28 protein-coding genes and 1 riboswitch are annotated in these 26915 nt (G+C 40.7%); of the genes, 25 read left to right on the top strand and 3 right to left on the bottom strand.

Annotated features, from left to right (window positions below; all coding sequences use genetic code 11):
* The first annotated feature begins 26 nt into the window (after positions 1-26).
* Both ACQV1I_RS13705 and ACQV1I_RS13700 read left to right on the top strand, forming a co-directional pair.
* Positions 27-389, top strand: a complete 363-nt coding sequence (locus ACQV1I_RS13705; protein ID WP_236645767.1) for a hypothetical protein — start codon at positions 27-29, stop codon at positions 387-389.
* 287 nt (positions 390-676) lie between these two features.
* Entirely contained in the window at positions 677-1051 is a 375-nt protein-coding gene (locus ACQV1I_RS13700) for a DUF423 domain-containing protein (protein WP_094700066.1), read from the top strand.
* A 196-nt stretch (positions 1052-1247) separates the two neighbouring features.
* Here ACQV1I_RS13700 and mgtA read toward each other — a convergent pair whose 3' ends face one another.
* Positions 1248-3851: a magnesium-translocating P-type ATPase gene (gene mgtA, locus ACQV1I_RS13695; RefSeq protein ID WP_116333927.1), complete on the bottom strand. Its 2604-nt coding sequence runs from the start codon at positions 3849-3851 to the stop codon at positions 1248-1250.
* A 325-nt stretch (positions 3852-4176) separates the two neighbouring features.
* A riboswitch (M-box (ykoK) riboswitch) is annotated at positions 4177-4353 on the bottom strand.
* 110 nt (positions 4354-4463) lie between these two features.
* A complete protein-coding gene (locus ACQV1I_RS13690) occupies positions 4464-5621 on the bottom strand; it encodes a 1-propanol dehydrogenase PduQ (protein ID WP_094700068.1) in 1158 nt (385 codons plus the stop codon).
* 204 nt (positions 5622-5825) lie between these two features.
* Here ACQV1I_RS13690 and ACQV1I_RS13685 point away from each other — a divergent pair, with 204 nt between their 5' ends.
* From ACQV1I_RS13685 to ACQV1I_RS13605, 17 genes are all read left to right on the top strand, one after another.
* Positions 5826-6170, top strand: a complete 345-nt coding sequence (locus ACQV1I_RS13685) for a BMC domain-containing protein (RefSeq protein ID WP_018669941.1) — start codon at positions 5826-5828, stop codon at positions 6168-6170.
* A 2-nt stretch (positions 6171-6172) separates the two neighbouring features.
* Positions 6173-6613 carry a EutP/PduV family microcompartment system protein gene (locus tag ACQV1I_RS13680; protein ID WP_116333926.1) on the top strand — a complete coding sequence of 147 codons (441 nt, stop codon included), beginning with the start codon at positions 6173-6175 and terminating at the stop codon, positions 6611-6613.
* Between the two features lie 12 nt (positions 6614-6625).
* On the top strand, positions 6626-8059 hold the full coding sequence (eutA, locus tag ACQV1I_RS13675) for an ethanolamine ammonia-lyase reactivating factor EutA (RefSeq protein ID WP_116333925.1): 1434 nt from the start codon (positions 6626-6628) through the stop codon (positions 8057-8059).
* Between the two features lie 19 nt (positions 8060-8078).
* Positions 8079-9443 (top strand): ethanolamine ammonia-lyase subunit EutB, encoded by a 1365-nt coding sequence (locus ACQV1I_RS13670; protein WP_094700070.1) that lies wholly within the window; start codon positions 8079-8081, stop codon positions 9441-9443.
* Positions 9444-9460: 17 nt separating this feature from the next.
* Entirely contained in the window at positions 9461-10393 is a 933-nt protein-coding gene (gene eutC, locus ACQV1I_RS13665) for an ethanolamine ammonia-lyase subunit EutC (protein ID WP_018669945.1), read from the top strand.
* 31 nt (positions 10394-10424) lie between these two features.
* A complete protein-coding gene (gene eutL / locus ACQV1I_RS13660) occupies positions 10425-11078 on the top strand; it encodes an ethanolamine utilization microcompartment protein EutL (protein WP_018669946.1) in 654 nt (217 codons plus the stop codon).
* Positions 11079-11094: 16 nt separating this feature from the next.
* Complete coding sequence (locus ACQV1I_RS13655; RefSeq protein WP_094700071.1) at positions 11095-11748, top strand: BMC domain-containing protein; 654 nt, start codon at positions 11095-11097, stop codon at positions 11746-11748.
* A complete protein-coding gene (locus ACQV1I_RS13650) occupies positions 11745-13226 on the top strand; it encodes an acetaldehyde dehydrogenase (acetylating) (RefSeq protein WP_094700072.1) in 1482 nt (493 codons plus the stop codon). The genes ACQV1I_RS13655 and ACQV1I_RS13650 overlap by 4 nt, the downstream gene beginning before the upstream one ends.
* Before the next feature lie 43 nt (positions 13227-13269).
* Positions 13270-13563, top strand: a complete 294-nt coding sequence (gene eutM / locus ACQV1I_RS13645) for an ethanolamine utilization microcompartment protein EutM (RefSeq protein ID WP_018669949.1) — start codon at positions 13270-13272, stop codon at positions 13561-13563.
* Positions 13564-13683: 120 nt separating this feature from the next.
* Positions 13684-14310, top strand: a complete 627-nt coding sequence (gene pduL, locus ACQV1I_RS13640) for a phosphate propanoyltransferase (protein ID WP_018669950.1) — start codon at positions 13684-13686, stop codon at positions 14308-14310.
* Positions 14311-14315: 5 nt separating this feature from the next.
* Positions 14316-15152: a hypothetical protein gene (locus tag ACQV1I_RS13635; protein WP_116333924.1), complete on the top strand. Its 837-nt coding sequence runs from the start codon at positions 14316-14318 to the stop codon at positions 15150-15152.
* Positions 15149-15439, top strand: a complete 291-nt coding sequence (locus ACQV1I_RS13630) for a EutN/CcmL family microcompartment protein (protein ID WP_018669952.1) — start codon at positions 15149-15151, stop codon at positions 15437-15439. Before ACQV1I_RS13635 ends, ACQV1I_RS13630 begins: the two co-directional genes overlap by 4 nt.
* Positions 15436-16536: an ethanolamine utilization protein EutH gene (gene eutH / locus ACQV1I_RS13625; RefSeq protein ID WP_018669953.1), complete on the top strand. Its 1101-nt coding sequence runs from the start codon at positions 15436-15438 to the stop codon at positions 16534-16536. The genes ACQV1I_RS13630 and eutH overlap by 4 nt, the downstream gene beginning before the upstream one ends.
* Positions 16537-16995: a cupin domain-containing protein gene (locus tag ACQV1I_RS13620; RefSeq protein WP_018669954.1), complete on the top strand. Its 459-nt coding sequence runs from the start codon at positions 16537-16539 to the stop codon at positions 16993-16995. It abuts the gene before it with no gap.
* Positions 16996-17509: 514 nt separating this feature from the next.
* Positions 17510-18733 carry a M20 metallopeptidase family protein gene (locus ACQV1I_RS13615; protein WP_116334013.1) on the top strand — a complete coding sequence of 408 codons (1224 nt, stop codon included), beginning with the start codon at positions 17510-17512 and terminating at the stop codon, positions 18731-18733.
* Positions 18734-19093: 360 nt separating this feature from the next.
* The gene (locus ACQV1I_RS13610) at positions 19094-20293 is read left to right on the top strand and encodes an MFS transporter (RefSeq protein WP_116333923.1); all 1200 of its coding nucleotides are present in this window, start codon (positions 19094-19096) and stop codon (positions 20291-20293) included.
* Between the two features lie 416 nt (positions 20294-20709).
* Complete coding sequence (locus ACQV1I_RS13605; RefSeq protein ID WP_116333922.1) at positions 20710-21438, top strand: YwiC-like family protein; 729 nt, start codon at positions 20710-20712, stop codon at positions 21436-21438.
* 245 nt (positions 21439-21683) lie between these two features.
* Here the strand turns inward: ACQV1I_RS13605 and ACQV1I_RS13600 are convergent, their stop codons facing one another.
* Positions 21684-22097, bottom strand: a complete 414-nt coding sequence (locus ACQV1I_RS13600) for a hypothetical protein (protein ID WP_104031485.1) — start codon at positions 22095-22097, stop codon at positions 21684-21686.
* A gap of 594 nt (positions 22098-22691) precedes the next feature.
* Between ACQV1I_RS13600 and ACQV1I_RS13595 the strand changes: the two genes are divergently transcribed.
* The 6 genes from ACQV1I_RS13595 to ACQV1I_RS13570 all read left to right on the top strand — a co-directional run bounded on the left by ACQV1I_RS13595 (position 22692) and on the right by ACQV1I_RS13570 (position 26793).
* Entirely contained in the window at positions 22692-23255 is a 564-nt protein-coding gene (locus ACQV1I_RS13595) for an NADAR family protein (protein WP_094702425.1), read from the top strand.
* Positions 23256-23527: 272 nt separating this feature from the next.
* Positions 23528-24451, top strand: a complete 924-nt coding sequence (locus ACQV1I_RS13590; RefSeq protein WP_116333921.1) for a DUF7638 domain-containing protein — start codon at positions 23528-23530, stop codon at positions 24449-24451.
* A 136-nt stretch (positions 24452-24587) separates the two neighbouring features.
* Positions 24588-25058: a hypothetical protein gene (locus ACQV1I_RS13585; RefSeq protein ID WP_116333920.1), complete on the top strand. Its 471-nt coding sequence runs from the start codon at positions 24588-24590 to the stop codon at positions 25056-25058.
* A complete protein-coding gene (locus ACQV1I_RS13580; protein WP_116333919.1) occupies positions 25051-25575 on the top strand; it encodes a hypothetical protein in 525 nt (174 codons plus the stop codon). The genes ACQV1I_RS13585 and ACQV1I_RS13580 overlap by 8 nt, the downstream gene beginning before the upstream one ends.
* 39 nt (positions 25576-25614) lie before the next feature.
* Positions 25615-26214 carry a DUF2625 family protein gene (locus ACQV1I_RS13575; RefSeq protein WP_161555080.1) on the top strand — a complete coding sequence of 200 codons (600 nt, stop codon included), beginning with the start codon at positions 25615-25617 and terminating at the stop codon, positions 26212-26214.
* A gap of 282 nt (positions 26215-26496) precedes the next feature.
* Positions 26497-26793, top strand: coding sequence for a hypothetical protein (locus ACQV1I_RS13570; RefSeq protein WP_236645766.1), 297 nt, complete (start codon positions 26497-26499; stop codon positions 26791-26793).
* Positions 26794-26915: the final 122 nt, after the last annotated feature.

Below are 26915 nucleotides of genomic sequence, written 5' to 3'. Positions count from 1 at the left end.
GCTTTGGAAATCTAGTTGAAACAGTAGTGAACCAATCTGCGCAACATTTTGGCTACGATAAACTGGATCGGATTCGTAAGGAAACAACACCGACAAGAGAACAAACGTACACGTACGACGAACGGGGCAACCGCCAAAGCATTCTAATAGCAAAATCGCCAACAATTGCAGACGGTTCGTACACCTACGATGCTCTAAACCGTCTCAAAACCTATGCCAAAAATGGGCAAGAAAGCACCTATACGTACTATCCGGGTGAGCTTAGAGCAAGTAAAGAAACAGAAGGCAAAACAACTCACTGTGTCTATCTAAATGGCAATGTGATTGAGGAGTTAGATGAAAAGAATAACCTCCAAGCCCGCAACATTTGGGGCAATGAACTACTCTAAAACAAAGAAAATTAGTGACGTTCACCATGAGAGGTTAATTCTTATTTTCCCTGCTTTAAGTGGTGCTCTGAGGAGATTCTCATTTGAACACCCCCCATATATAGTTGTAAAGATAACTGCTTAGGTGTATAAAAACCAATGGGCAATAGGATATATTTTACGTCACGGTTTCTCCATGGGTTATGGGTCACTTCTGTTTTTTCCAAATGGTAATACATGCTATGATAGGGTCATACGTGTTTTTGACAAAAAATGATAAGAGAGTAGAGAAAAATTAGGGGGATTTTATGCTAAAACGTTACGTAACAGCGGGCGCCGTACTAGCATTGTTAGGTGTAGCCTTGGGAGCTTTTGGTGCTCATGTATTAGAAAAGATGCTAGATGCTAAAGGTTTAGCCACTTTTGAAACCGGAGTACGCTACCAAATGTACCATGCATTGGGCTTGTTATTCGTAGGGCTGTTAGGAAAACAAGTAGGGGAATCTGCTATGTTGAAATGGGCGGGTACCTTTTTATTAGCTGGTATTCTCATTTTCTCAGGTTCCTTGTATCTCTTATGTGTAACAGGAGTCAAAATGCTAGGTGCAATCACTCCGATCGGTGGTGTCTGTTTTTTATTAGGCTGGTTGTTTGTGGTTTTGGCAGTCAGACAAAAATCATAAGAGGAGCAACGGTGTAATTTGTCTTAGCTGACGTAGTTTACCGTTAACAAATGATGACAAGACCAGATGCTCCTCAAATGAGTGATCCATGGAAATCATTTACGAGTTTGCTAAAACCTCCTTTGGGTCCATATGAAATGGAACATATGGACCCGAACTCTTCATAAACAGCTTTCCCCAGAATTTGTAGGTTTGCTTACAGCCATTCATCAAAGGTACGAATGTACCATTTTTTTATGAAATGGGTGAGAAGAGCATAACTAAGTAGTATCCCTACTAGCCATGGGAAATATTCCAGTGGTAACGGCTGTAATCCAACACTTGCTCCAAATGCAGAGAAGGGAATATAGATTCCTGCTATTATAATGATACTGGTTAAAAGTAAAACCGGAAAACTAGCTCTACTTTGAATAAATGGTATTTTTTCCGTACGAATCATATGCACTATGAGAGTCTGAGACAATAATCCTTCGATAAACCAGCCAGATTGGAATAAGGATTGATCAGCAATGGTGTTGGCTGCAAATACATAATACATGACGAAATAGGTGGCATAATCGAAGATCGAGCTAATTGGACCAATGAAAATCATGAATCTCCCCACCGATTTCGCATCCCATTTTCTTGGAGTCTGTAAAAACTTTTTATCCATATTGTCCCATGGAATGGATAGCTGTGAAATATCGTAAAACAAATTTTGAATTAATAAATGAATGGGTAACATGGGAAGGAAAGGTAGAAATAAGCTTGAACCCAAAACACTAAACACGTTACCGAAATTAGAACTGGCTGTCATTTTGATATATTTAATGATGTTTCCGAACGTTCTACGTCCTTCCATAATTCCATCTTCTAATACCAGTAAGCTTTTCTCTAACAAAATGATGTCTGCTGATTCTTTTGCGATATCGACTGCTGAATCAACCGAAATTCCCACATCTGCCTCACGCAAAGATGCAGCATCATTGATTCCATCCCCCATAAACCCCACGGTGTGTCCTTTGTCTTGAAGTACGCGTACGATTCTTGCCTTTTGTAACGGATTTAGTTTGGCAAAGACTGTTGTCTTTTCGGCTAGATCAGCTAACATCTCATCCGTTACATCATCAATTTCTCCTCCAATGATAACTCGATCTACCTGTAAACCTAAATCTGTACAAACCTTACGAGCAACCACTGCATTATCACCTGTAAGCACTTTCACATCGACGCCGTTTGCATGCAGTTTTTGTATTGCACTCGCGGCACTTTCCTTTGGTGGATCTAAGAATCCAATATACCCTACAAGGATCATTTCACTTTCGTCTTTGACACTGTATATATGTTCGCGTGGATCAGAAGGCTTGATGGCAACGGCGATGACGCGCAGACCATCTGTATTTAAATCATGTACCACTTTATTTATGTTTTCCACAATTTCCGATGTAAGGGGCATGATCTGTCCATTACTAGATACTTGAGTACAATTACTCAGAATTTCTTCCACAGCTCCCTTACAAATGAGAAGACGTTCTTCGTTGTTTTTTAGTACCACTGACATACGGCGGCGATTAAAATCGAAGGGGATTTCATCTATTTTTTGCACATTTTTCTCGTCTTCCAGAAGGTTCATTCGTTGGGCATGCTCGACGATCGCAACATCTAACAAGTTTTTTAATCCTGTTTGATGGTAACTGTTCAAATAAGCATATCTCAACACGTTCACATTGGGATTACCGAGAATATCTACATGTTTTTCTACAACGATTTTATCTTCTGTAAGTGTTCCAGTCTTATCGGTGCATAGAATATTCATAGCTCCAAAATTTTGAATCGCATTCAGTTTTTTCACAACTACCTGTTTTCGTGCCATGCTGATTGCACCTTTAGCTAGATTAGCCGTTACAATAACGGGAAGCATTTCTGGTGTTAAGCCAACAGCGACGGATAATCCAAAGAAAAAAGCTTCCATCCAATCACCTTTTGTAAAACCGTTTATGAAAAAAATGATGGGGACCATAATCAACATAAAGCGAATAAGGACAAAGGTGATACTGTTCACGCCTTTATCAAAACTTGTCAACGGACGCTTATCTATCAATGCTTTTGCCATGGAACCGAAGTAGGTAGAAGAACCGGTTGAAATCACTAGGGCAGTGGCGGTTCCGCTTATCACGTTTGTTCCCATATAACAAAGATTGGAAAGCTCTAAGGCGTGAAGTGATTGATCAGCAGTAGCTTGTTTTTCTACGGGAAATGCTTCCCCAGTGAGAGCCGATTCGCTAATAAACAAATTTTTGGAATTGAGAATTCGAACGTCTGCTGGAACAAGATCTCCGGCGGACAGATGAATAATGTCACCAGGTACCAGCTTCTCCATGTCGATTTCTTGTTTTATAGATAGACGGGTTACGGTTACAGTTGTTTTGACCATCGCTTTCAATTTTTCTGCGGTTCGTTTGGAACGGAACTCCTGGGTAAAGGTAATAAGTACACTGATGGAAACCATTGTGCTAATGATGACGGATGCTTCTATATCATCTGAAAAATAGGAGAATATATCTAACCCAAGCAAAATTAGAATAAACGGATTCTTGAAGCATGAAAGAAGTTGTACATACCATGCTGGCTGTTTCTCTTGGGCAATTTGGTTTTGGCCGTATTGATTTAATCTCTTATTGACTTCGGATTCTGATAGTCCCGTCACAGTTGTGTTCAACGATTGCAGAAGATTATCAATATTCGAAGTCGATGCCTCAATTAGACGAGAAGAAATGTCGTGGTTCAACGATTTATTATTGAGATGTTTAGCTTGTTTCATGTTAGTAAGTACCTCCCGAGTGTGAAAAATAGACACAAAAAAACTCTCCCTGTAAGAGAGAGTGAGCTGACTATTTTTCTATGCACTCGCATGTCACATACGCATACTTAAATACACCCATGTTGTTGGTAAAGGAGGGCGAAAAAAAGAGCATAGCAAACATGTAAGAGCATAGAAAATATGCTTCTCTCTTGTTACAGAATGTTGATACAGCTGTTTATATTGACTACTAGGACTGCCTTCCATGTGGAAATCCCCCCTTTACAAAATGAAAAACCCTCTAGGATAACTAGAGGGTTTGAAGTATGCATACCAAAATAAGCATTTTCGTTCCCCCTAGTCGAGTTTTGGCACTATACAACGTAAAGAGACTAAACACGATCTCTTAGCCACCTTAAGAAAAGCCTTAATCCGACAGTTCCTGTTCTACCCATGGGCATCTTTCGATATTTCTGGGCAGTGGCCTATGTTTGTATAGGAGCCTCACCTAACGAGGACTTAATTGTTAAGTGAATCATACTGAAACAATTCGTAATTGTCAATAGCAAAATAAATTTTGATAGTAAATAGGTGAAAAAATGATTTTGTTAGGCAATAAACCTGTCGTTTTACTTAATTTCCTAGATAAGCTTGTTCAAATAGATTCTTTAGTTCTCCTTTACTAGGGGGACGTGGATTCGTAATTGTGCATTTATCCTGCATAGCCACCTCGGCCAAACTATCTAGCTCTCGATAAAAATCCTCTTTTTTTACCCCCGCTTCTTTTAGAGATGCGGGCATTCCTAGATCTTTTCGAAGTTTTTTCACTGCGATAATTAGATTCTTCACTCCGTTTCGTGTATCGGAGGAAGGTAAATTCAAAAGTTTAGCAATCTCTGCATATTTATTGGACGCGATACTAAAATTTCGATCCGTATATCCTTTAATGTGGGCGTTGTATTCAATAACGTATGGCAACACAATGCCATTGCTTCTTCCATGAGGGATATGAAACTTTGCACCAATGATATGTGCCATACTGTGGCTGATCCCAAGTGAGGCAGTATTAAAAGCGAGACCGGCTATACAGGAGGCATTATGCATTTTCTCACGTGCTAGACGATCTTCTCCATTCCGGAACGATTTTTCTAAATAGGCAAAAACAAGACGAATGGCTTTCTCTGAAAAAGCGTCTGTAAAGTCCGAAGCAAGTGTTGATACATAGGCTTCCAGCGCATGAGTTAACACATCGATCCCAGTATCAGCTGTTATGAAGGAAGGAACAGTTTTTACGAGCTCAGGGTCTAGGATCGCTTCAGTTGGCAGCATTTCATCAGAAACAAGGGGGTATTTTACATTTTTGTTACGATCCGTAACCACTGAAAAATTAGTTACCTCAGAACCAGTTCCACTCGTAGTTGGCACTGCGATGAATGTTACTTCTTTTGCAGTTGTTTCTTTCTGATTCATACGATTGTTAAAAAGACAAATTGCCTTTGCCGCATCAATAGCTGATCCACCACCTAAAGCTATCACGATATCGGGATCGGCTGCACTCATGACCTGTATGCCATTCACGATGTTTTCAAGTGGAGGATCTGGCACGATATTATGAAAAATAGTGATATGTTCGTTTTTTTCTTCGAGCTGTAGTTTTACTTTATCTATCATCCCCGATTTAATCATAAAAGGGTCTGTCACCACGAAAATACGTTTATTCTCTATACTTCGAAGGCTAGATAATGCGTCTGTCCCAAAATGAATGAGCGTTTTTATTTGAAAATGATTCATCACTTTCTCCTTTCAAATCAACAAATATCTATCACAAAGAATGTCTTTGTTTTCATCTCTTTCTCCTTTTACAGAAGGCATAGTGTTATTTTGGCTTTCATTAGCCTGATTTATTTCAACCATTTTTTCATAAAAGCATGTTTTACAAAAAAGCATACTTTGTCTAGCTAACAATCATAATAACTATGAAGTGGGTGATGAAGTATGGAAGAGAAACAACGTGTCATACAAGAATATGTTCCAGGAAAGCAGGTGACCCTAGCCCACTTGATTGCGAATCCCAATCCTGATCTGTATAAGAAACTGGGGCTTCTCTCTGAAAATATCAAGGCGATTGGAATCCTGACCATAACACCAAGCGAGGCATCCATCATTGCCGCAGATGTAGCCACAAAATCAGCAGATGTTTCCATTGGTTTCGTAGATAGATTCAGTGGATCGCTTGTCATTACCGGCGATATTTCAAGTGTGGAATCTGCGCTTCGAGAAGTGTTGAATATGCTCTCTGAAGTATTACATTTTTCAGCTACATCCATAACGAGGTCATAGCTATGGGAAAAATAATGATGCTAGTAGGTAGGACAGGCTGTGGAAAAACAACTCTCACTCAAGCCCTCATGAATACCGAACTTAGCTACCGCAAAACACAGATGATTGAAACGGTAGAAAATATTATTGATACACCTGGTGAGTATATCGAGAACCGAAATTATTACCGTGCACTTATTGTAACCTCAGCAGAGTGTGATTTGATTGGATTCGTACAAGCTTGCACGGATCAAGCTAGTTTGTTCCCAGTTCAATTTGCTAGTGCCTTTGCAAAACCGGTGATTGGGATTGTTACCAAAGTAGATCGGTGCAATCAAGCGGAAGAGCTGACGCGTGCTGAACGTTTTTTACGTGAAGCAGGGGCAGAACAGATCTTTCATGTGAGTAGCTATGAAAAACAAGGTCTCGAAAAAATCAAAGATTTGCTCGCAAGAAACACTTGAGGTGGTAACAGAATGAAAGAAGAAGTGCTTAGTGTCGGTATTGACATTGGGACATCAACCACACAGTTGGTATTTAGCAAGATTGGCATCGAAAATACAGCATCTGCCTTTGGTGTTCCTCGAATAAAAATCGTGGATAAAGAGATTATCTATCGAAGTGATATTCATTTTACTCCGCTACTTTCGCAAACCGAGATTGATAGTGACGAGGTTCGGAGGATTGTAGAAAAAGAGTATCAACTGGCGCATGTTCAGCCTGAAGACGTACAAACCGGGGCTGTCATTATCACAGGTGAGACTGCTCGAAAACAGAATGCAAGAGATGTTTTGCAACGTTTGAGTGGTTTTGCTGGAGATTTTGTTGTAGCAACGGCAGGCCCTGATTTAGAATCCATTATTTCAGCAAAGGGGGCTGGAATTGACAAGGTATCGGAAGAAAAGGGGGCTACTGTTGTCAATTTGGATATTGGTGGTGGTACCACCAATCTAGCTGTATTCAACGAGGGAGAGTTGGTGAATACGGGGTGTTTGGATATTGGCGGTAGACTCATAAAAATAGAACCTTCTTCACGAAAAATTACCTACATTGCCGATAAAATCAAACAGTTAATCAACGCGAGGAACATACAGGTGAAAGAAGGTGATACAGCTGATATCGAGCAGTTGCAAAAAGTAGTCATTGAAATGGTAAGCCTGTTGGAACAGTCCGTCAACCTGATACAGCGAACCCCATTTTATACAACCATTGTCACCCATCATGGAATTGACGATAGTATTCACCCGCAATACATCTCTTTTTCTGGTGGAGTGGCTGATTATGTCTATCATCCAGAAACAAATGATGTACTTTCATACGGGGATATAGGAATTTTGCTAGGACAGGCAATTCGCCAATCATCTCTTTGTGAAAAAATGAAATTGGTGCAAGCTGAAGAAACCATTCGGGCAACGGTCGTAGGAGCAGGTACGCATACAACCGAGATTAGTGGTAGCACGATTACATACACAGAAGAAAACTTTCCTATGAAAAATCTGCCTATTTTAAAGCTAACAGGAGAGGATGAGTCTCAAGGCTTTGCTCATCTACAGGATGTCTTACAAGAAAAATTACGCTGGTTCATATTAGAAAACGAGTGGCAACCTGTAGCCATTGCTATTCGTGGGAAAAAAAGTCCAAGCTTCACAGAGATTCAGGAGCTTGCAAAAGCATTAATCGGTGGTATGGAAGCATTAATAAAAGCAGATTTACCCTTGGTGGTAATTGTTGAAATGGATTTTGCCAAGGTGTTAGGTCAAACGATGCATAAGCAACTGCAATTTTCTAGAGAGGTCATATGCATTGATAGTATCCGCTTAGAAAACGGCGATTACATCGATATAGGAAAACCACTGGCAAACGGCCGTGTGCTACCTGTAATCATTAAAACTCTAGTATTTCATTCCTAACAGTTATGAGGTGACGGCGTTGAAGCTTAAAACATCCCTTTTCGGCAAGGCATATCAATTTAAAAATGTTATGGATGTCATGGCGAAAGCAAACGAAGAAAAATCAGGAGATAAATTGGCTGGTCTCGCTGCAGAAAGCTCCGAAGAGAGGGTAGCAGCTAAAATTGTGCTAAGTGAATTTACAATAGCAGATTTGCGTAATAATCCAGCAATCCCCTATGAAGAAGATGAAGTGACACGAATCATTCAAGATGGAGTCAACGAAAAAATTTATAACGAAATAAAGAACTGGACAGTTTCTGAGCTACGTGAATGGATTCTTGATGAAAATACCTCAGAAGAAAATATCAAGAGAATCAGTAGGGGTCTAACCAGTGAAATGGTTGCGGCAGTTGCTAAGCTTATGTCGAATTTGGATCTCATTTATGGAGCTCGGAAAATTCGTATTCAGGCCCACTGTAATACAACAATTGGCTATGAGGGCACCCTATCAGCACGATTACAACCTAACCATCCTACAGATGACCCAGATGGAATTACAGCTTCCTTAATGGAAGGGCTTACATTTGGCATTGGTGATGCTGTTATTGGGTTAAATCCTGTGGATGATTCTGTTGAAAGTGTAAGTCGGGTATTGAAGAGATTTGAGGATTTCAAGCAAAAGTGGTCAATTCCTACACAAAACTGTGTATTGGCACATGTAACTACCCAGATGGAAGCAATACGTAAGGGAGCTCCAGCCGACCTTATTTTCCAAAGTATTGCTGGCTCTCAAAAAGGAAATGAAGCCTTTGGAATTTCAGGAGACATGATTGAAGAGGCACGTCAGTTGGCACAAAGAGAAGGAACGGCAACAGGACCGAACGTCATGTATTTTGAGACAGGACAAGGCTCTGAACTGTCTTCTGAAGCTCATCATGGTGTGGATCAGGTAACGCTGGAAGCACGTTGCTATGGTTTTGCAAAAAAGTATGATCCATTCTTAGTAAATACAGTAGTTGGATTCATTGGACCTGAGTATCTGTACAACAGTACACAGGTAATTCGCGCAGGTTTGGAAGATCATTTCATGGGGAAACTAACCGGTATTTCCATGGGATGCGATGCTTGCTATACGAACCATATGAAAGCGGATCAAAACGATATTGAGAATTTGGCGGTTCTCTTGTCGACAGCTGGATGTAACTACTTTATGGGCATTCCTCATGGAGATGATGTGATGTTGAACTATCAAACAACCGGTTATCACGAAACAGCAACTCTGCGCGAGCTACTTCAATTAAGACCAATTACTGAGTTTGAAAAATGGATGGAAAAAATGGGATTCATCGAGAATGGAAAGCTGACAAAACGTGCTGGGGATGCATCTGTTTTTCTAGCATAAGGAATGGAGGTTAGAACATGCTTCAAGAAAATGACATCAGACAAGTAGTAGAACAGGTTTTAGCGGAAATGACCTCCAATACAGGTGTAGGGAGAACGGAAGGAAAAATTGAAATTAAATCGGCCAAGCCACGACCTGAATCCAATGTTGGGGGTGGATGGACCGTCCAGCAGCAGATGCCTTCCGATGGGGCTATCGATGACATTACGGAAATTGATCTGAAAAGCCAATTGTTAGTGCCTAATCCAGTAGATGCCAGAGGTTATTTGAAAATGAAAGAGCGGACACCCGCTCGCCTAGGAATTTGGCGTGCAGGCCCACGTTATAAGACAGAAACTACACTTCGCTTTCGGGCAGACCATGCTGCGGCACAGGATGCCGTGTTTTCAAATGTAGATGAGCAATTCTTACAAGATATGAATCTCTTTAGCGTACAGACACTTTGCAAGGATAAGGATGAATATTTAACGAGACCTGATTTAGGGCGAAAAGTATCAGAAGAAGGTTTACAAAAGATAAAGGAAAACTGCCAGAAGCAGCCGCAAGTTCAAATCTATGTGTCTGATGGGCTAAGCTCAGCTGCGGTAGAAGCGAATGCGAAAGATATTTTGCCAGCCATTATACAAGGATTAGAAGGTTATAAAATTCAGGTAGGAACACCATTTTTTGTTAAATTGGGTCGTGTCGGTGCCATGGATCAAATCTCCGAGGTACTTGGAGCCGATGTAACCTGTGTACTAATCGGTGAGCGTCCAGGTCTGGTCACAGCAGAGTCGATGAGTGCTTATATCGCCTACAAGGCCACAATTAACATGCCAGAAGCACGTCGCACAGTTATCTCCAATATTCATAAAGGCGGGACACCTCCTGTAGAAGCAGGTGCACATATTGCAGAATTGATTAAGACCATGTTGGAGAAAAAAGCAAGTGGAATCGATTTAAAACTATAAACTCCCCATTGTCCTTAGGAGGGAATTTTGAATGAAGAATGATGCACTTCGGGCGAATGTGTTGAGTGTAAAAATCATCCCAAATGTGGCTCCCGATATGGTAAAAGCATTTCAGTTGCAACCAAATCAAAAAAGTTTAGGGATTATCACGGCTGACAGCGATGATGTGACCTATACAGCTCTGGATGAAGCGACGAAAGAGGCAGCTGTTGATGTCGTGTACGCCAAATCAATGTACGCAGGGGCAGCTAATGCTAACTCAAAACTGGCTGGAGAAGTAATTGGAATATTGGCAGGTCCTAATCCAGCAGAAATTCGAAGTGGCTTACATACGGCGGTCGATTTCATCCAAAATGGAGCTCATTTTACTAGTGCTAATGACGATGATTCTATCGCTTACTTTGCCCATTGCGTTTCTCGACCAGGAACGTATCTTTCCAAGATGGCGAACTTACAGGATGCAGAAGCCATTGCCTACTTGATCGCACCGCCTCTGGAAGCGATGTATGCCCTTGATGCTGCTTTGAAAGCAGCGGATGTTAAGCTGGCTACATTTTATGGCCCACCCTCTGAGACCAACTTTGGTGGTGCGCTACTAACCGGAAGTCAATCAGCTTGTATAGCAGCTTGTGATGCATTTGCCGAGGCTGTCCAATACGTTGCTGAGAATCCACAGAGTTACTAACTAATAAGGTGATCCTATGATAAAAAATGCCTTAGGGCTCATTGAGGTAAAAGGTTTGTTAGCATCAATAGAAGCAGCAGATACCGCCATGAAGGCAGCTAATGTTACGTTGATTGGTTTCGAGAAAATAAAGAATGGTTTTGTTACCGTAAAAATTACTGGAGATGTATCAGCGGTTACTTCTGCTGTGGAAGCAGGGGCAGAAGCGGTGAACAGATTTGGCACATTAATTTCGAAACATGTGATCTCAAATCCAGATGATAGTTTGTATGGGATGGTTGATCAACCACATGTTCTACCATTCCACACAAAAGATAACAGGCAGAAAACACAAATGACTCAAGCTCCACCAAAGACTAAAGCGCTTGAAGTAGCGGACAATTCATTGACAATCGAAGAGGAACAACGCCTAGATAATGAAACGCCTTCCGCTCCTAAAGAGTCTATTCCTATTGCAATATCAGGACCATTGACTAACTCGGAAAACTCTCTAATTATATCTCCTAACAGCCCCGTGGAACAACTGGGGAGTATGACAGTAGGTGAGTTAAGAGAGGAAGCCAAACGGCTAGGAATCGCGACGATTAATAATAGACAAGTGAAACAGGCAAAAAAAGCTCAGCTTGTTCAGGAGATTACCAAATTGCATAAAAAAGGAGTAACAACATGACGCTTTCAGATAAAGATTTACTTTCTGTACAGGAAGTAAGAAATCTCATTAAAAGATCGAACACGGCTCAAAAAGCTTTGAGCAAGATGTCCCAGGAACAGATCGATACAATCGTAAAAGCAGTGGCAAATGCTGGTGTTGCTCATGCAAACCGTCTGGCAAAGCTAGCAGTAGAAGAGACTGGGTTTGGTATCTGGGAAGACAAGGTAATAAAAAATTTGTTTGGAAGCCAGGTCGTGTATGAGCATATCAAGGATTTGAAAACCATTGGAATTTTAAACGAGGACACAGTAAAAAAAGTTATCGAGGTAGGTGTGCCAGTAGGGGTGATTGCTGGATTAATTCCTTCTACAAACCCAACCTCTACTGTCCTATATAAATCTCTTATTTCCATCAAAGCAGGGAATTCCATTATTTTTTCCCCTCATCCAAATGCGAAGAAATGTATTTTGGAAACAATAAAGATTATTAGGGAAGCAATTACATCTGCTAGTGGTCCTGAAGATATCGTAACTTGTATGGAGATGCCTACTATTCAAGGAACCAACGAGTTGATGAAGCACAAAGACGTTCAATTAATTTTAGCAACAGGCGGCTCTGCAATGGTAAAAGCAGCCTACAGTTCTGGAACTCCAGCAATCGGTGTTGGATCAGGTAATGGGCCTGCTTACATTGATAAATCTGCAGATTTGCAGAATGCGGTCAAGCGTATTTTCGATAGTGCAACCTTTGATAATGGAACAATTTGTGCTTCCGAACAGTCAGTTGTCGTTGAAAGATGCATGAAAGAGAAAGTAATAGCAGAATTTAAAAAGCAGGGAGCTTATTTTCTAAACCCTGAGGAAAAGGAAAAAGTTGGGCGATTCATTATGCGTGAAAATGGTTCAATGAATCCGCAAATCGTTGGGAAAAGCGTACAACATATTGCCAATTTAGCTAAGATCACCGTTCCCGCTGGCACAAGACTTTTAATCGCAGAAGAAACAGAGGTGGGCTATAAAGTAGCTTTCTCACGGGAAAAACTGGCTCCTATTTTAGGCTTCTACACAGCCGACAGTATGGAGAAAGCGTGTGATTTATGTGTGGAAATTTTGTTACATGAGGGTGCAGGTCATACCTGCATTATTCACGCGCAAGATGAGGAAGTTATTCGTTATTTCGGTGTACGTCAACCTGTATCTCGCTTTTTAGTAAATACACCAGCAGCACTGGGTGGAATCGGGGGCACAACCAATTTAGTTCCTGCTTTAACATTGGGCTGTGGTGCAGTGGGCAACAATTCTACTTCAGATAACGTAGGACCTATGAATTTGATAAATATCCGTCGCATTGCTTATGGGGTTAGGGAACTAGAAGCCCTTCGTCCACATCAAGCGTCTTGTAACACACAAGGAGGATTTGGGGCCAATGATGATTTGGTGAATTCCATAATCCAGAAAATCCTGCTGGAATTGAGGCAGAGCAACTGCATCTCGTAGCATTTTGTTGTAATCAGATGACATGAAAAACGGAGGAATTGAAATGGCAAGTACAAATGCGTTAGGTATGATCGAGACAAAAGGACTTGTGAGCGCGATTGAAGCAGCAGATGCCATGGTGAAAGCAGCCAATGTAGAACTGGTTGGTAAAGAGCAGGTTGGAGGCGGCTTGGTAACCGTGATGGTTCGTGGGGATGTTGGGGCAGTAAAAGCAGCAACAGATGCTGGAGCAGCGGCAGCAGAACGAATTGGAGAATTGATTTCTGTACACGTTATTCCGCGTCCTCACACTGAGGTGGATAGCATTCTTCCCAAATCGAGGCAACAACAAGCCTAATTACAGGGAACATACTATCCCTTACAAGCTTTCATTTGATGGAAATGTTTGCTGAAGGCTACAGCGGATAGTATGCCCTCTTTACATAATCAAGCATATGACTGAAAAGAAGGTGTGGAATTGATACAAAATCAATTTGATCAAATCGCAGAAAAAGTAGTGGCTGGAATTAAACAAAAACTGTTCATTCCCGTTGAAGCTTCAGGAAGGCATGTGCATTTATCTCGAAAGATCATTGACATCCTATTTGGAGAAGGATATGCACTTACAAAAGCTAAGGAATTGTCCCAACCAGGGCAGTTTAGCTGCGTAGAGCGTGTAGATTTGATTGGTCCTAAAGGAACGATTAAAAATGTGGCTGTATTGGGGCCGGAAAGGCAAAATACCCAGGTGGAGGTTTCTTTAACGGATGCAGTTGCTCTAGGGATTAGACCACCTCTTCGCGAATCAGGGAATTTAGCAGAAAGCGCAGAGATTACGTTGGCTACACAGCTTGCATCCATTCCCGTCAAAGCTGCAATCATTGCCAAACGTCACATTCACATGTCGGCTGAAGATGCTCAATGGTTTGGTCTTTCCGATAAGCAAAATGTATGTGTGGAAGTACTTGGAACAAGACCGGTTATATTTCAAGATGTAACCATTCGGGTGAGTCCACATTTTCGTACATTTATGCATCTCGATTTTGATGAAGCTAACGCATGTGGTTATCACAAAGGTACAGTTGCTAGACTCGTTAGGAAGTGACGAGTTTGGAAAGACAGCAGCTCATCGAAGCTATTACCAATGAGGTTATTACTCGATTGGACACGCTTCGCTTGCAGAAAAAGCCTAAAATATTCGTTTTCTCTCCGAATGAAAGCGAATGGCTTGCGATAAAATCGTTCCTCACTGAAAAATTTGATGTTCATTCTGTTGTGGCTAATGATTTACCATGTGCACAAGAGTGGTCTGATGACCCCTTGGAATGTAATGTTCAATCCTTTTCCTTTATCCTGCTAACGGGATTGCATTGCTGTACATTAGCTTCAGTAGCATTAGGGCTAAATTCCTCTGATAACGTAATTACTCAAGCTTTGTTACAAGGTAAAAAGGTATACCTATTGCAAGAAGGCCTCGAATATCGGCAATATCGTCATACAGCTTCAGCTCATTTATATGAACTGTATCAATCATACGAACAGAAGCTTGTTACCTTTGGAGTGACTTTGATCAAAAAAACAGACATCCATCTTTTAGGTCAGGAAGGGTGTCATCTGGAGAAACAGCAGACACAGGTAATAGGCAAAATGTCTTCTGAACAACTTGATGATCACATATCTTCCTCCGTTAAAACAATACACTCAAATGGTGCAGGAGAGCATGATATTCATTTGAGTGGGGAACGAACACTTATGCATGCCCCAGAAGAGGTGTGGCATATTAAGCAGAGAGTGATATCTGAATCAGTATTAAAAAAGTTATTTTTACAAGGGGCTCAATCGTTTACCATTTTACCGAATGCCATCTTAACTCCACTGGCTAAAGATTTCGTACGTATGAATCAACTTATTGTCAAGAAAACAAAGCAGGAGGGCAAAAACGCATGATTATCGGAAAAGTCATTGGTAACGTTTGGGCCACAAGAAAAGACGCAAAATTAGATAGTCTTAAACTTATGATTGTTTCTCCCTCCGAAATTTTTGGTGGTGAACCAACGAAAACCTTTGTAGCCGCGGACGGTGCAGGCTCTGGTATTGGTGATTTGGTATTGGTAACGAAGGGTGGCTCGGCAAGAGCAGCTTTTGATCAAGTCAAAGCACCCATTGATGCAACGATCGTTGGTATTATTGATAGCTATGAGCTTAGAGACTCGTGTAAGGAGGACAGTGTATGAGTATTAATGAAATTATCATTTACATAATGGTAATCTTCATGACCTTGGGGGCAATTGACAAATGCTTGGATAATAAATTGAATTTGGGTGATAAGTTCGAGGAAGGAATTATGGCGATGGGATCGCTTACGCTCGCGATGGTGGGGGTTATCTCATTGGCACCTGTCCTGGCGACGCTGTTAAAACCCATCGTTGTGCCTCTTTATACGGCATTAGGTGCTGATCCTGCCATGTTTGCCACCACTTTACTAGCGAATGACATGGGAGGATATCCGTTAGCAATGCAGATGGCAAGCAATCCGGAAGCAGGACGCTTTGCGGGTATTATTCTTGGTTCCATGCTCGGACCCACTATTGTATTTACTATTCCTGTTGCACTTGGCATCATTAAAAAAGAAGATCGTAAATTTCTCGCTACGGGGGTTCTAGCTGGGATCATGACAATTCCCATCGGTTGCTTGGTAGGTGGATTGGTTGCTGGCTATGACCTTGGGATGATCTTACGTAATCTGGTCCCGATCATTCTGGTAGCACTAATCATTGGTGTTGGACTATGGCTAGCCCCGAATGGAATGATAAAAGGTTTTAGCGTCTTTGGCAAAGGAGTTGTCATTGTTATTACGCTGGCACTAGCGGCTATCATTATCGAAACCTTAACAGGTGTAGTAATTATTCCTGGAATGACTCCTATTTGGGATGGTATAGAAATCGTAGGCTCTATTGCTATCGTACTGGCTGGTGCATTTCCAATGGTGTATGTCATTACTAAATTTTTTCAAAAGCCATTACTGAAGCTAGGTTCATTACTTGGTATGAATGATAAAGCAGCCGCAGGACTAGTAGCATCCCTTGCCAATAACATACCAATGTTTGGCATGTTAAAAGAAATGGATACACGGGGAAAAATAATAAATATCGCCTTTGCGGTTAGCGCTTCGTTTACCTTTGGGGATCATCTAGGGTTTACAGCTGGTGTAGAAAAAGATCTTATTTTCCCAATGATCGTAGGGAAACTGGCGGGTGGAGTCACCGCAGTGCTAGTTGCCATCCTAATCGCTTCTAAATCAAAGCTAGCGGCGGAAAGTGAGGAGAAATAAATGCAACCAGATACAGCAACTCTTGAAGCGTTAGTTCGTAAGATCGTGTTGGAAAAGCTGAAACAACTTAACAAATCACCTGATGTAGTAGAAAAGAATATTGATCCGAGCGGCGTAATGTCAGTGAAAGTAAACACTATGAAACTGGAACCTTTTGATACGGGAAAAACAGGTGATCGCGTCTATTTGAAAGATGCACTACATTTACAAGAGAGTCCTCGGCTTGGGTGTGGACTGATGGAGATGAAAGAGACCACATTCGACTGGACTCTAAAATATGATGAAATCGATTATATCATAGAAGGAACACTAGAAATTGTAATAAATGGTCGTCGTATTATCGGAAACGCAGGTGATATTATCCTCATCCCCAAAAATACGAGCATTCAGTTCTCGGTACCAACCTATGCGAAGTTTTTATATGTTACGTATCCAGCAAATTGGCAAGAGCTTGATTGATTATAAGAAGAGGATCGATAGCCGTTTCAACAAGGCATTGATCCTCGTTGTTTAAAAACCGAATTTTCAGTTGATTTAAAAATACAAAACGTATAGTTATACAAAAGCAGGAATTGGGCATAAGTTTGGAGGGAGATATCGATGCTGATCCACCTAAACCTGGACACGTCATTTTCAACGCTTTGGTGAAGCTGTACAACAGAGTAACATTGGCTTAAACAGTCATAAGCATTGATGAATTATTAAAAGCTACATGGGTAGAGACAGCGAATGAAAAATATGATATTGCCATGCAGGTAATTAACGAGGATCTCCCGTATTTATACTTTTATCATGATTACAAATGTGTTTGATCTTTCTACGAAGCTGGATGGTTTTTGAGCATGTGCCAGACGGAATTTATTTTGACATCTACCATGCCGAAAAAGTAAGCGGTGATCTGTCAAAAAAGTACATTCAAAAGTATGAAAACAGAAAATATTCTGGTCAAATAACCAAAGGAGGTTGTTTTTTAATGTTACAGCCAATGTTCGAGAGCTTGGAACAGCTTTTTCCTGAGTTAATTGATTTTCGTCGAGATTTACACATGTATCCTGAGCTTTCCTTTCAAGAAGTAAATACACCTATTAAAATAGCAGAATATTTAAGCAAAATAGGACTGGAGGTAAAAACGGGGGTAGGCGGCAATGGTGTGCTTGGAGTGTTAAAAGGAGGCAAGCCAGGGAAAACTGTTGCTCTGCGTGCTGATTTCGATGCTCTTCCCATTCAAGACGAAAAGGATGTCATATATAAGTCCCGCGTACCAGGGGTTATGCATGCATGCGGCCATGATATTCACACAGCAGGGTTACTTGGTGTCGCTAAGGTTTTGAGCGAGTATCGTGAATACCTGCCAGGAACAGTAATCTTTATTCACCAGTTTGCAGAAGAGTTATTGCCTGGTGGTGCAGTCTCAATGATCGAAGCTGGATGTCTTGACGGGGTAGATGTTATTTACGGTGCTCATGTTTCTTCAGATCATCCTGTAGGAGTTATAGGTGTAAAAGCTGGCTATATGATGGCAGCAGCAGATTCATTTTACATTGAAATTACTGGTAAAGGGGGACATGGCGCTTATCCGCATAAAGCGATTGATCCGTTAGTGACTGGCAGTCAATTGGTACTAAACCTACAGCAAATTGTCAGTAGACGAGTTGATCCTCTTCAAGCGGCGGTGTTGACAGTAGGGGGCTTTCAAGCGGGTAAAGCGTTTAATGTAATTCCGCAAACCGTGACCCTCTCTGGAACCGTTCGTACCTTTGATGAGATTGTCCGACAAAAGATTGAAGTCTCCCTTGTACAAATTGCTAAAACCACCTGTGAGGGAGCGGGGGCAACGGTAACAGTTGACTATCAACGGGGCTATCCAGCCCTTTGTAATGACGAGACAGAAACAGAGCGAATTTATCAGCTTGCCAAGCGATTAGTAGGTGAGGAGCAAACAGAAGTGTTAGAGGCTCGAATGGGTGCGGAGGATTTTGCGTATTACCTACAACATGTTCCGGGGACGTTCTTCTATGTAGGAGGACGAAATCCGGAAATTCAGGCGATGTATCCACATCACCACCCCATGTTTGACGTGGATGAACGCTCGATGCTTGTGACTGGCAAGCTGTTTATTTCTGCGGTTATGAACTATCTGACTGAGGGGAAAATACTACCGGAGGCTCAGGAAGCGAAGGTGGGATTAGAGACGTAGTACAGGAATAGTAGGAAATAGGATAGGAAGAAAAAGGGAAAGTGAGAGGTTTTTGTATGCATTCTGTTCAGATAGACAGGATGATGCAGGACTTCTCGCTTTTTTATTATGAGCGATAAAAAAATAATCCGTTAAACGTCAAGAATCATCCGTTTACAGGCGGAACAGCATTCAAATTTTCTTGATAATAAATACAGATTTGAGGTAATAGGGAGGCGATCAGAGCTTATTGGAGTGGAAAATACTCTGAGGTGAACAAAAAATAGAAGCAAAAGGGTCGTTCTCTTTTGCTGTAGAGTTTCTTTGAATCAATTGTGACGATTGTTGCAAGAATTACAAATTACCAATGGAGGTGGTTATATGGAACCCAAACGTGTTATTTTCCTATCGTTAATGATTTGTTATATCGGCTTAGGTGTTATCAATCCGGATCTGGCCCCGTTGATCCGTGAGATGGGCCTCGACGAAATGCATGCAGGATGGATCATATCAGCTTCTGCCCTCATCTTGTTACTTGGTGCTCCGATATGGGGACAACAAAGTGATCGGTTCGGTCGTAAACCAATTATGATTGTTGGTTTGCTTGGGTTTTCGTTCAGTTTGGTTCTGTTTGCTTGGCTGGCTTGGATTGGTTTACAGGGAAAAATAGAACTTACTTTCCTTTTTATCCTATTGTTGCTTTCACGGACGCTGTTCGGTCTGTTTTTCCCCGCAATGACTTCCTCCGGGCAGGCTTTAATGGCCGATTTAACTCCGTTGAATGAGCGGGCGGCAGGAATGGCGATGATTGGTGCGGCGAGCGGGATTGGTTTTCTGATCGGTCCAGCCATGGGCGCAGCACTAGCAGGGATTCACCTCTTGTTTCCGATTGTCGTTGCTGCTGTTCTATCACTATTTGCGGCCCTTTTGGTGTATGCACGTATTCCACGTTTTACACCGAAGTCATCTGGTGAGAGAAACAAGCTGAACCTACGTAAGCCAGGCATACGACCTTATTTATTGATTGCTTTGTGTCTGATGAGCGCTCTCGTTATGCTACAGGTGACAGCAGGTTTTTATGTGCAGGATAAATTTGGACTAAATTCCAAATATACGGCGCTATGGGTTGGTATTAGTCTGTTTTGCGTTGGTTTTATGATGGCATTGGTCCAAATGGCAGTCATTCGGAAACGCTCCTTCATGCCTCGTACCTTGCTCCGTATTGGTCTCCCGATACTAGGGACAGGTCTATTACTTCTTGTTTATATTGATCATTTGTTCGGCTTCGTACTCTCTTTTTTACTGCTCGGTGTTGGAAGTGGGTTCGCAATACCGGGTTATACGGCAGGTGTTTCCATGGCGTCAGGAGAAGAGGAACAGGGAGCAGCAGCAGGATTGACTACGGCGGCAACAGGGGTGGGCTCCTTTGTAGCCCCAATCGTTGGAACGGCATTATACCGAATCCAGCCGGAAGCTCCTTATTGGTTAGCATTCCTTGTGATTGCTTTGCTGTCAATGTATGTCTGGAGCACGCATCGTGGGCTTGATATACAACAAATAGCTATAAAAAACAACTTGTGATGTTTACGAGGAAATGGTGGAAAGGTGGTTTTAGTGGAAACTACATTTTCCATCATTTTTTTATGGAAAGTCTTCCTATCTAATTATTAGTTATGTTGTGTAAGTAGGGCTTTTCATTTTTTAAGTCATATTCCCTTTGTTCTTATGCTTTTTTAGGGTGCATTCTACTAGAGAAAAATTGATTGTTTGCACATATTGGATTTCTATCCTAATACTTTACTATGTTTGGCTTTCTTGTGGCAGATTGGTCTAAGGAATGGAAAACTGCTCTTTGGAATGCTATACTTCGCTCTGTAGTCAGGAAGCATGTAAAATATTGATTTTTTTGTAGAATGCTTCAGATGAAAAAAGTTTTAAAAGATGGATGTTAAGAATAAAAATACGATTTGGTTCGGGTTGAAAGGAGTGATAACTCTGTGAAGAAGAGTAGTATTGTAATTCCCCATGAACATGGCGGTTGGGCAATGGTTAGCGTCCCGTTTCTTTTCGGAATGCTGGCTGGAAAACCTCAGTGGATGCATATCCTTTTATTTCTTGCTTGGTTGTTTCTCTATTTGTCGTCGTATCCGTTCCTTCAATATGTGAAAAGAAACACAAGGCTTGAACACTGGGTGAAATGGGGATTATTGTATGGTTTACTTGCCGTTATATGTTTGGTACCACCACTAATAAGCAATCCATTCCTTTTCTATTTTGGACTACCGCTGTTCATTTTGCTTTTGGTAAATGTATGGCATGCAAAACGTAAAAGCGAGAGGGCGATCATTAACGATTTATGTGCCATTCTTATTTTCTCAATGGGAGGAGCGGCTTCGTATCTTTTCGCTGGTGGGGAATTTGATTTAACAATGTCAGCTATTGTATTGTTCAGTTTTTTACATTTTATGGGTAGTGCATTCTTTGTAAAGTCAGTCTTTCGTGAACGAGAGAACAAACGTTGGACCGTGTATGCTCATGTCTATCATGGACTACTGCTATTTGTTCCTTGGATAACAGGCTTTCCCTGGATGACGATTGCTTATATTTTTTCAACTGTGCGAGCTTTTGTCTACGCTGGCAAGGCCATGCGTCCATGGAAGGCTGGAATTATTGAAATAATAGGTGCCGTACAGTTTTTGATATTATCTAGTAGTTTTATCTCATGAACGAATAACATTTCCATACATAAAAAAAACGTTAGTGCCTTATTAATGGCTTCAAGCCTCAACAACGTTATGCCTTGTCGTCAAAACTTTCTCACTAACTGAGCATTTCGGTACACGGTACTCGTTAATAAAACAATGTTTGCATAACGGTACACTTCTTTTGATAAAGCATATCTCTATTATGTGGGGCAAAAAAAAAAGAGACTGTCCGATCATAGAAGGAAAGTCTCTTTTTCTTTCTTTGCTTAATCGATGGAGATTTCAGTGGAGGCTTCGATGAAAATGCCATTGTGAGTACTACGATTGCTTATTTGTAAAAAATATTTTTTTCCTTTTTTTACATCCCATGTAGTTGAATCAGAACCATCTTTTTCTACCTTAAATACCTTACCTACCTGATTACCATTATCATCCCATAGAGTATATCTAAAATGTGTTCTAGAACCATCGGATGATTGATCTACAGTAAGAGTCAGACTATTGCTTGAAGCTGTGAATCTAGGTGTATCACGTCTTTCCTCTGGATCAAGAGTTAAGCTTTTGTTATAAATAGAAGCTATCACTACAGCGGCACTCTCAGGTTGGGCTTCTTTTGCGATAACAGGAGAAGCCGAAACTAGTAAAGCAAAAACGGAAGCAATTCCAATTAATTTTTTCATTTACAAATCACTCCTTAATATGCATTTTATTACAATTAAATATTATTAAAATATTCTATAATTGTCTATATTATTTTGAAAATTAGCAAAATACTACTGAAGCCTGCATCGGATGGTCATACCCCTGAAGATTGTCGGAGGCTCTGCGAAATTCATGATGCCTCACGTCTTGATGAATTGAGTTTGACCGTGAAGCGACGAAAAAACAATTTTAATTTGATTAAGTAAAAATGCTTCCTTTACGAAAGCGTGAATTTAACTTACACAATGAATAATAATTTATGCAGAACCGTTGGAGAGCTATCCTTGTTTGGAGTCAGCATTTATTAAAAATGTACATGGAGATTTAAAATAAAGTTGAACCGTATTTCCTCTTTGGATATGATGAACGAAAGAAATTTTTTATGTTAAAGAGGGAAAAAACAGCTGTTTATGATCAACAAAGGCTGAATAGCCTTATTATTAAATTGACAGCTGACTGAATTGCGTAAAACTCTAAGGTAAACCTGCATAAGAGATTACATGGGATGAGCATGTTGTAACAATTATTCTATGTTCTTGAATGTTCTAGGATTTTTGAAAGAGGTTGAATAGATGGAAATAATACAAGATGTACAGACACTGATCAGGGAATCACACAAAAAACAGCTAAAATATTTGTTTTTCTGGGGGAATACCCCGAAGAAGGATGGAATTGTAGATAAATCCTGCTTCAGCCAGTGGTATCCAGCTTCCTTTAAAGAGGATGGAATTATGTACGCAACCGCAGAGCATTATATGATGGCGAAAAAAGCGGAATTGTTTGGCGATACGGCGATGCGTGACCAGATTATACAGCAGAAGCATCCGAATCAAGCAAAAGCACTGGGGCGCAGGGTTCAAGCTTTTGATGATAGGGTGTGGAATGGACATAAGCTTGACATTGTTAGACAAGCCAATCTACTGAAATTTAGTCAACATCAGGAGTTGAAATCTTATCTACTACATACAGGTAATCGAGTTCTAGTGGAAGCAAGCCCTTATGACAGAGTTTGGGGGATTGGACTCGCACAGGATCATCCTGATGCTGAACGTCCACAGCACTGGAGAGGGGAGAATTTACTAGGCTTTGCACTTATGCTGGTAAGAGAACAATTCCGGGATTGTATAAATAAATAAATGCTAGAATATTCACAAGAGAGGCATACATAACGATGAAGTTGCACCCTTTGAGGATTTCCTCCAGAAGGACTGTGGGAAAATGTAATATTCGAAGTTGATCCATTACCTGAGGATATAAACTTAGTTTTATGGTTCTGTATTGTTTAAGGCTACTCAGAAGCAGATTAGAGCTTGTAGAATGGCTGGAGTACACAATGTTTCATCATCGGATGCCATCTTTGTGATATAGAGATGTTGCTTTCCAACGTGAATGTAGATAGGAGACGTATATGCAAAAAATCCGCAGAACGAAAACGATAGAAGGAACGAAGGTACCTGGCTTTATTTGCAATGGGGGGAGCTATTTTTTTATTTATGTAGACGTTTATGAGGATGGGATGGTCAATTGTTGGGAGCTGGTAGATTTAGATGGATTGGTTCATAAACTGAATAGCAATTGGCTTGTCCCTAGCGTCCCACAAGGTGGAGCGATCTCTATATTCGGCTTGGGTTCGTATGAGGTGGCGGATGCACAGTGGATTTTTGATCAAGATCAATACATTAACCTGATTCACGACACGGTCAAACAACTTAATCCTTCACACAGCAATATCTATCGTATCTCTGAGGAAGAGAAGGAGTTATGGGAGACCAGAAAGGTCCTACATTCTCCAACCCCCGAAGACTTCCGTGTCAATCATAAAATTGGTTATGACACTGTATCTGGTCAAGGATTCACAGCATTCATGAAGCATGAGGGGAAGAACTATCTGGTGCGAATTGTTGTGTATAAGGATGATATTGTGGTCTGTTACAATTCATTCTTTACATATGAATACAGCATCGAGAGTGTTAAGGTACTATGGGACAATAAAGTCTTATTCACTTCGTTTGAAGAACCAACTACCATCGTAATTGATCGTTTAGGCGAGGTTACATTCTCAACAACTCAGTATGCAAATGAAATCAATGATAAGTATGATGAATTGCAGGATATGCATAAGAAACTCAAAGGAGAAAAGACTTCAATTGATCTATGTAGACAGGCATACTATGCTTATTTGGAAGATCCGTCAGAGTTTAATCGAGCCAGGCTTCAAGAAAAGTATGAACTTGTACCCGAGCATCAGCGAATGTTTTTAGGAGATATGGATTCAAGGGATTCGGATTATATTCGAATTATCTATTACCCAGATGAGAAGAGAGAAGTCTAGTTATTTTAAGATACTCGGTTTGAAAGAATCAAGATTCTATAGAATAGAAGAATCGATTTTTTATGTAAACCATGTTCATGTACTCTCAGCACATAAACAAAGAATCGGTGATAAACACAATGAAGGAGAATAAACTATGAACAGTATCGATACCGTTCAAAAGAAACTATTGGATTATTTTCATGTTTATGTGGCTTCTGTCTTAGAAGAATTGGATGAAACTAACATTGATGCCCTACTAGATAAGCGGGATGATCCTGCCTTCTCAGAGGAATGGATGCGGGTTTATGCTGAAATTTCTCAGATCAAGAAAACGGAAAACCTGGCTTCTTTATATGCTTCCATGGAGGAAGGGCTGCGCAAGATCATATTTTTGAAGGTGCTAGAAATTACTTCGGCTGATGATTTGGCAGCATATATCTCAGATGATTTTGGATTGATCTTAGATAGTGTAGTGTTGGAATATAGGGATGAATGGCTAAACGGTCTATGGAGTGAGTATCAAAAGAAGAGAATTCCACAGGGTGAATTGCAACCCTCTAAACGTCAAATTGTTCTGGAAGAAGGCTATGATATACATAAAATAAGGAGCAATCCGTATGAATAGTCAAGGAATGAAGGCTTATCGATACAATCGGGAATCCAAAATTTATAAGCTCCACTATGTGTGTTTTACATGTCGAACAGCATTCAAGCAACCAAATCCATACGACTTAGCAAGGCAGTATGGCAAAACCGTGCTGCCTTCTCTTGGACATCAAGAAAAAACGAAAAAAGCAATAGAGACCTATCGTACATACTATAACCGGGTAGTGAAATGTCCTACTTGCAGTAGTTCTATGACAAGAGTGGGGCTACAGGTGAGAGTACCGGTGAAGAACGATCTCAAACGCTGGGAATCTTTACGTGTCTTGTGTTTATGTGGTTTCGATCAGACAAGTGTAGAAGAGTTACCTCAAAACAAGAGGCAGCTACTCTTATTTCTAGAGACCAACAAGACATATTTTGAGCAATTATTGTCTACTCGTCATGCTAAGATGCTAAGTGAAATGACATCTGACTATATTGCGAGAATCTCGGAGCGAATAAGTGCCATAAACCAGCAATTTAAGAACTTGTCTTAATCAGCATGAGGCTAATCAAAAATTTCCGGAGGTTTCACCGTGGACGAACAAAGAAAAGATAAGCTCGTAAGCGATTGGAAACAAGTCTTTACAGCATCTTCAAGAAAAATTCACATAATAGAGGCTCAAGAACAGAAAATAGAGAAAATCAAAGAAAAATACAATATTCCAAAGGATTCTTTCATTGGTAATATCGTTTATCAAACGGGTGGAATCCTGATTGATGATTGGATACGGGTTCTAGGTTCGGGTGAAAGGGATATCCTTACTTGGAACGAGAAGCTTGGGCTTCCTAATGCAATCATTGTAGCAGATGATGTATTAGGTGGCTTATTTGCGTTTCTGGACAAAGCTAGTACAATCCATTATTTTGCTCCTGATAGCCTTGAATGGGAGGATCTTGAAATCTCCTATGCAGAATTTATACAATGGCTAGCAGAAGGTAATCTTGACCTATTTTATGAGTTGTTCAGATGGGATTCTTGGAAGGAAGATGTGGAGCATTTGCAAATAACAGAAGGAATATCCTGTTTCCCATTCTTGTGGCTGGAGGAAACAACAATCGATCAAAGAAGTAAAAAAGTCGTATCACTTGAAGAGATTGTTCGAATAGAGCTTGAGATGAGCAACGTTATATGAGTAGCGGCTTGAGAAGGGCTGTGCATTTCAAAACAAACAGGCTTACTGTTTTTTCAAAGATACAACTATAGGAACCTTGAAGTGAATGAAAAATTGAGCGCCAGAAATCCTATTTATAGGAGGTCAGGCGCTTTTACTTATGTAATTTTTACAGCCATATTTCTGATTCAGACGGATAGAAGCCTGGGAAATAGATTCTATGATTAGCTTTTACGCTCTTCTGATGGGCCTCAACATTCTACAGAGTTTAGAACAATTAGTGATGATTTTTGATGATTTTTGATGATTTTCAACATTTTTTCACATTTTATATCAAAGGGTGATAAATCAAATAGCAGCCTTAGAGCAAGTAAGATAGATCATCAAGGAGATTCAGATGGCGTTTATGAAAGTAACGTGATTTTTCAAGAGGACGGCATCTATTACGTACAAGCCTATGTCAAAGCACATGGAGTAGATTTACTCCCTACAAAGCGTATAATTGTTGGAAGCATGTCAGAAGAAGAGCAACAAGGCATGGAAAAAGAAAGGGATCAGCAGGGAAATAAAGCCCAACATGAGCACTCACACCATCATTGATAAATATTGTCGTTTCGTTTTTTCTAAAAGGGGCAATCTACGGGGTATTTTCAGACAAATAGGTTGAGGTAAGTCTGAACGCTATGAGCGGAGTTATAGCTAAGATAAGTAAGGGCAAAAGG

It is taken from the genome of Brevibacillus sp. JB24b (genome assembly GCF_051713385.1).
Classification (GTDB): domain Bacteria; phylum Bacillota; class Bacilli; order Brevibacillales; family Brevibacillaceae; genus Brevibacillus_B; species Brevibacillus_B laterosporus.
The sequence above is the reverse complement of the archived record's forward strand: the minus strand, read 5'-3'. Positions and strand labels throughout refer to the sequence as shown.

Coding starts and splice junctions, on each gene's coding strand:
- ACQV1I_RS13700 (WP_094700066.1), top strand. CDS start 677: ATGCTAAAACGTTACGTAACAGCGGGCGCCGTACTAGCATTGTTAGGT.
- mgtA (WP_116333927.1), bottom strand. CDS start 3,851: ATGAAACAAGCTAAACATCTCAATAATAAATCGTTGAACCACGACATT.
- ACQV1I_RS13690 (WP_094700068.1), bottom strand. CDS start 5,621: ATGAATCATTTTCAAATAAAAACGCTCATTCATTTTGGGACAGACGCA.
- ACQV1I_RS13685 (WP_018669941.1), top strand. CDS start 5,826: ATGGAAGAGAAACAACGTGTCATACAAGAATATGTTCCAGGAAAGCAG.
- ACQV1I_RS13680 (WP_116333926.1), top strand. CDS start 6,173: ATGGGAAAAATAATGATGCTAGTAGGTAGGACAGGCTGTGGAAAAACA.
- eutA (WP_116333925.1), top strand. CDS start 6,626: ATGAAAGAAGAAGTGCTTAGTGTCGGTATTGACATTGGGACATCAACC.
- eutC (WP_018669945.1), top strand. CDS start 9,461: ATGCTTCAAGAAAATGACATCAGACAAGTAGTAGAACAGGTTTTAGCG.
- eutL (WP_018669946.1), top strand. CDS start 10,425: ATGAAGAATGATGCACTTCGGGCGAATGTGTTGAGTGTAAAAATCATC.
- ACQV1I_RS13655 (WP_094700071.1), top strand. CDS start 11,095: ATGATAAAAAATGCCTTAGGGCTCATTGAGGTAAAAGGTTTGTTAGCA.
- ACQV1I_RS13650 (WP_094700072.1), top strand. CDS start 11,745: ATGACGCTTTCAGATAAAGATTTACTTTCTGTACAGGAAGTAAGAAAT.
- eutM (WP_018669949.1), top strand. CDS start 13,270: ATGGCAAGTACAAATGCGTTAGGTATGATCGAGACAAAAGGACTTGTG.
- ACQV1I_RS13630 (WP_018669952.1), top strand. CDS start 15,149: ATGATTATCGGAAAAGTCATTGGTAACGTTTGGGCCACAAGAAAAGAC.
- eutH (WP_018669953.1), top strand. CDS start 15,436: ATGAGTATTAATGAAATTATCATTTACATAATGGTAATCTTCATGACC.
- ACQV1I_RS13620 (WP_018669954.1), top strand. CDS start 16,537: ATGCAACCAGATACAGCAACTCTTGAAGCGTTAGTTCGTAAGATCGTG.
- ACQV1I_RS13615 (WP_116334013.1), top strand. CDS start 17,510: ATGTTACAGCCAATGTTCGAGAGCTTGGAACAGCTTTTTCCTGAGTTA.
- ACQV1I_RS13610 (WP_116333923.1), top strand. CDS start 19,094: ATGGAACCCAAACGTGTTATTTTCCTATCGTTAATGATTTGTTATATC.
- ACQV1I_RS13600 (WP_104031485.1), bottom strand. CDS start 22,097: ATGAAAAAATTAATTGGAATTGCTTCCGTTTTTGCTTTACTAGTTTCG.
- ACQV1I_RS13595 (WP_094702425.1), top strand. CDS start 22,692: ATGGAAATAATACAAGATGTACAGACACTGATCAGGGAATCACACAAA.
- ACQV1I_RS13590 (WP_116333921.1), top strand. CDS start 23,528: ATGCAAAAAATCCGCAGAACGAAAACGATAGAAGGAACGAAGGTACCT.
- ACQV1I_RS13585 (WP_116333920.1), top strand. CDS start 24,588: ATGAACAGTATCGATACCGTTCAAAAGAAACTATTGGATTATTTTCAT.
- ACQV1I_RS13580 (WP_116333919.1), top strand. CDS start 25,051: ATGAATAGTCAAGGAATGAAGGCTTATCGATACAATCGGGAATCCAAA.
- ACQV1I_RS13570 (WP_236645766.1), top strand. CDS start 26,497: ATGATTTTCAACATTTTTTCACATTTTATATCAAAGGGTGATAAATCA.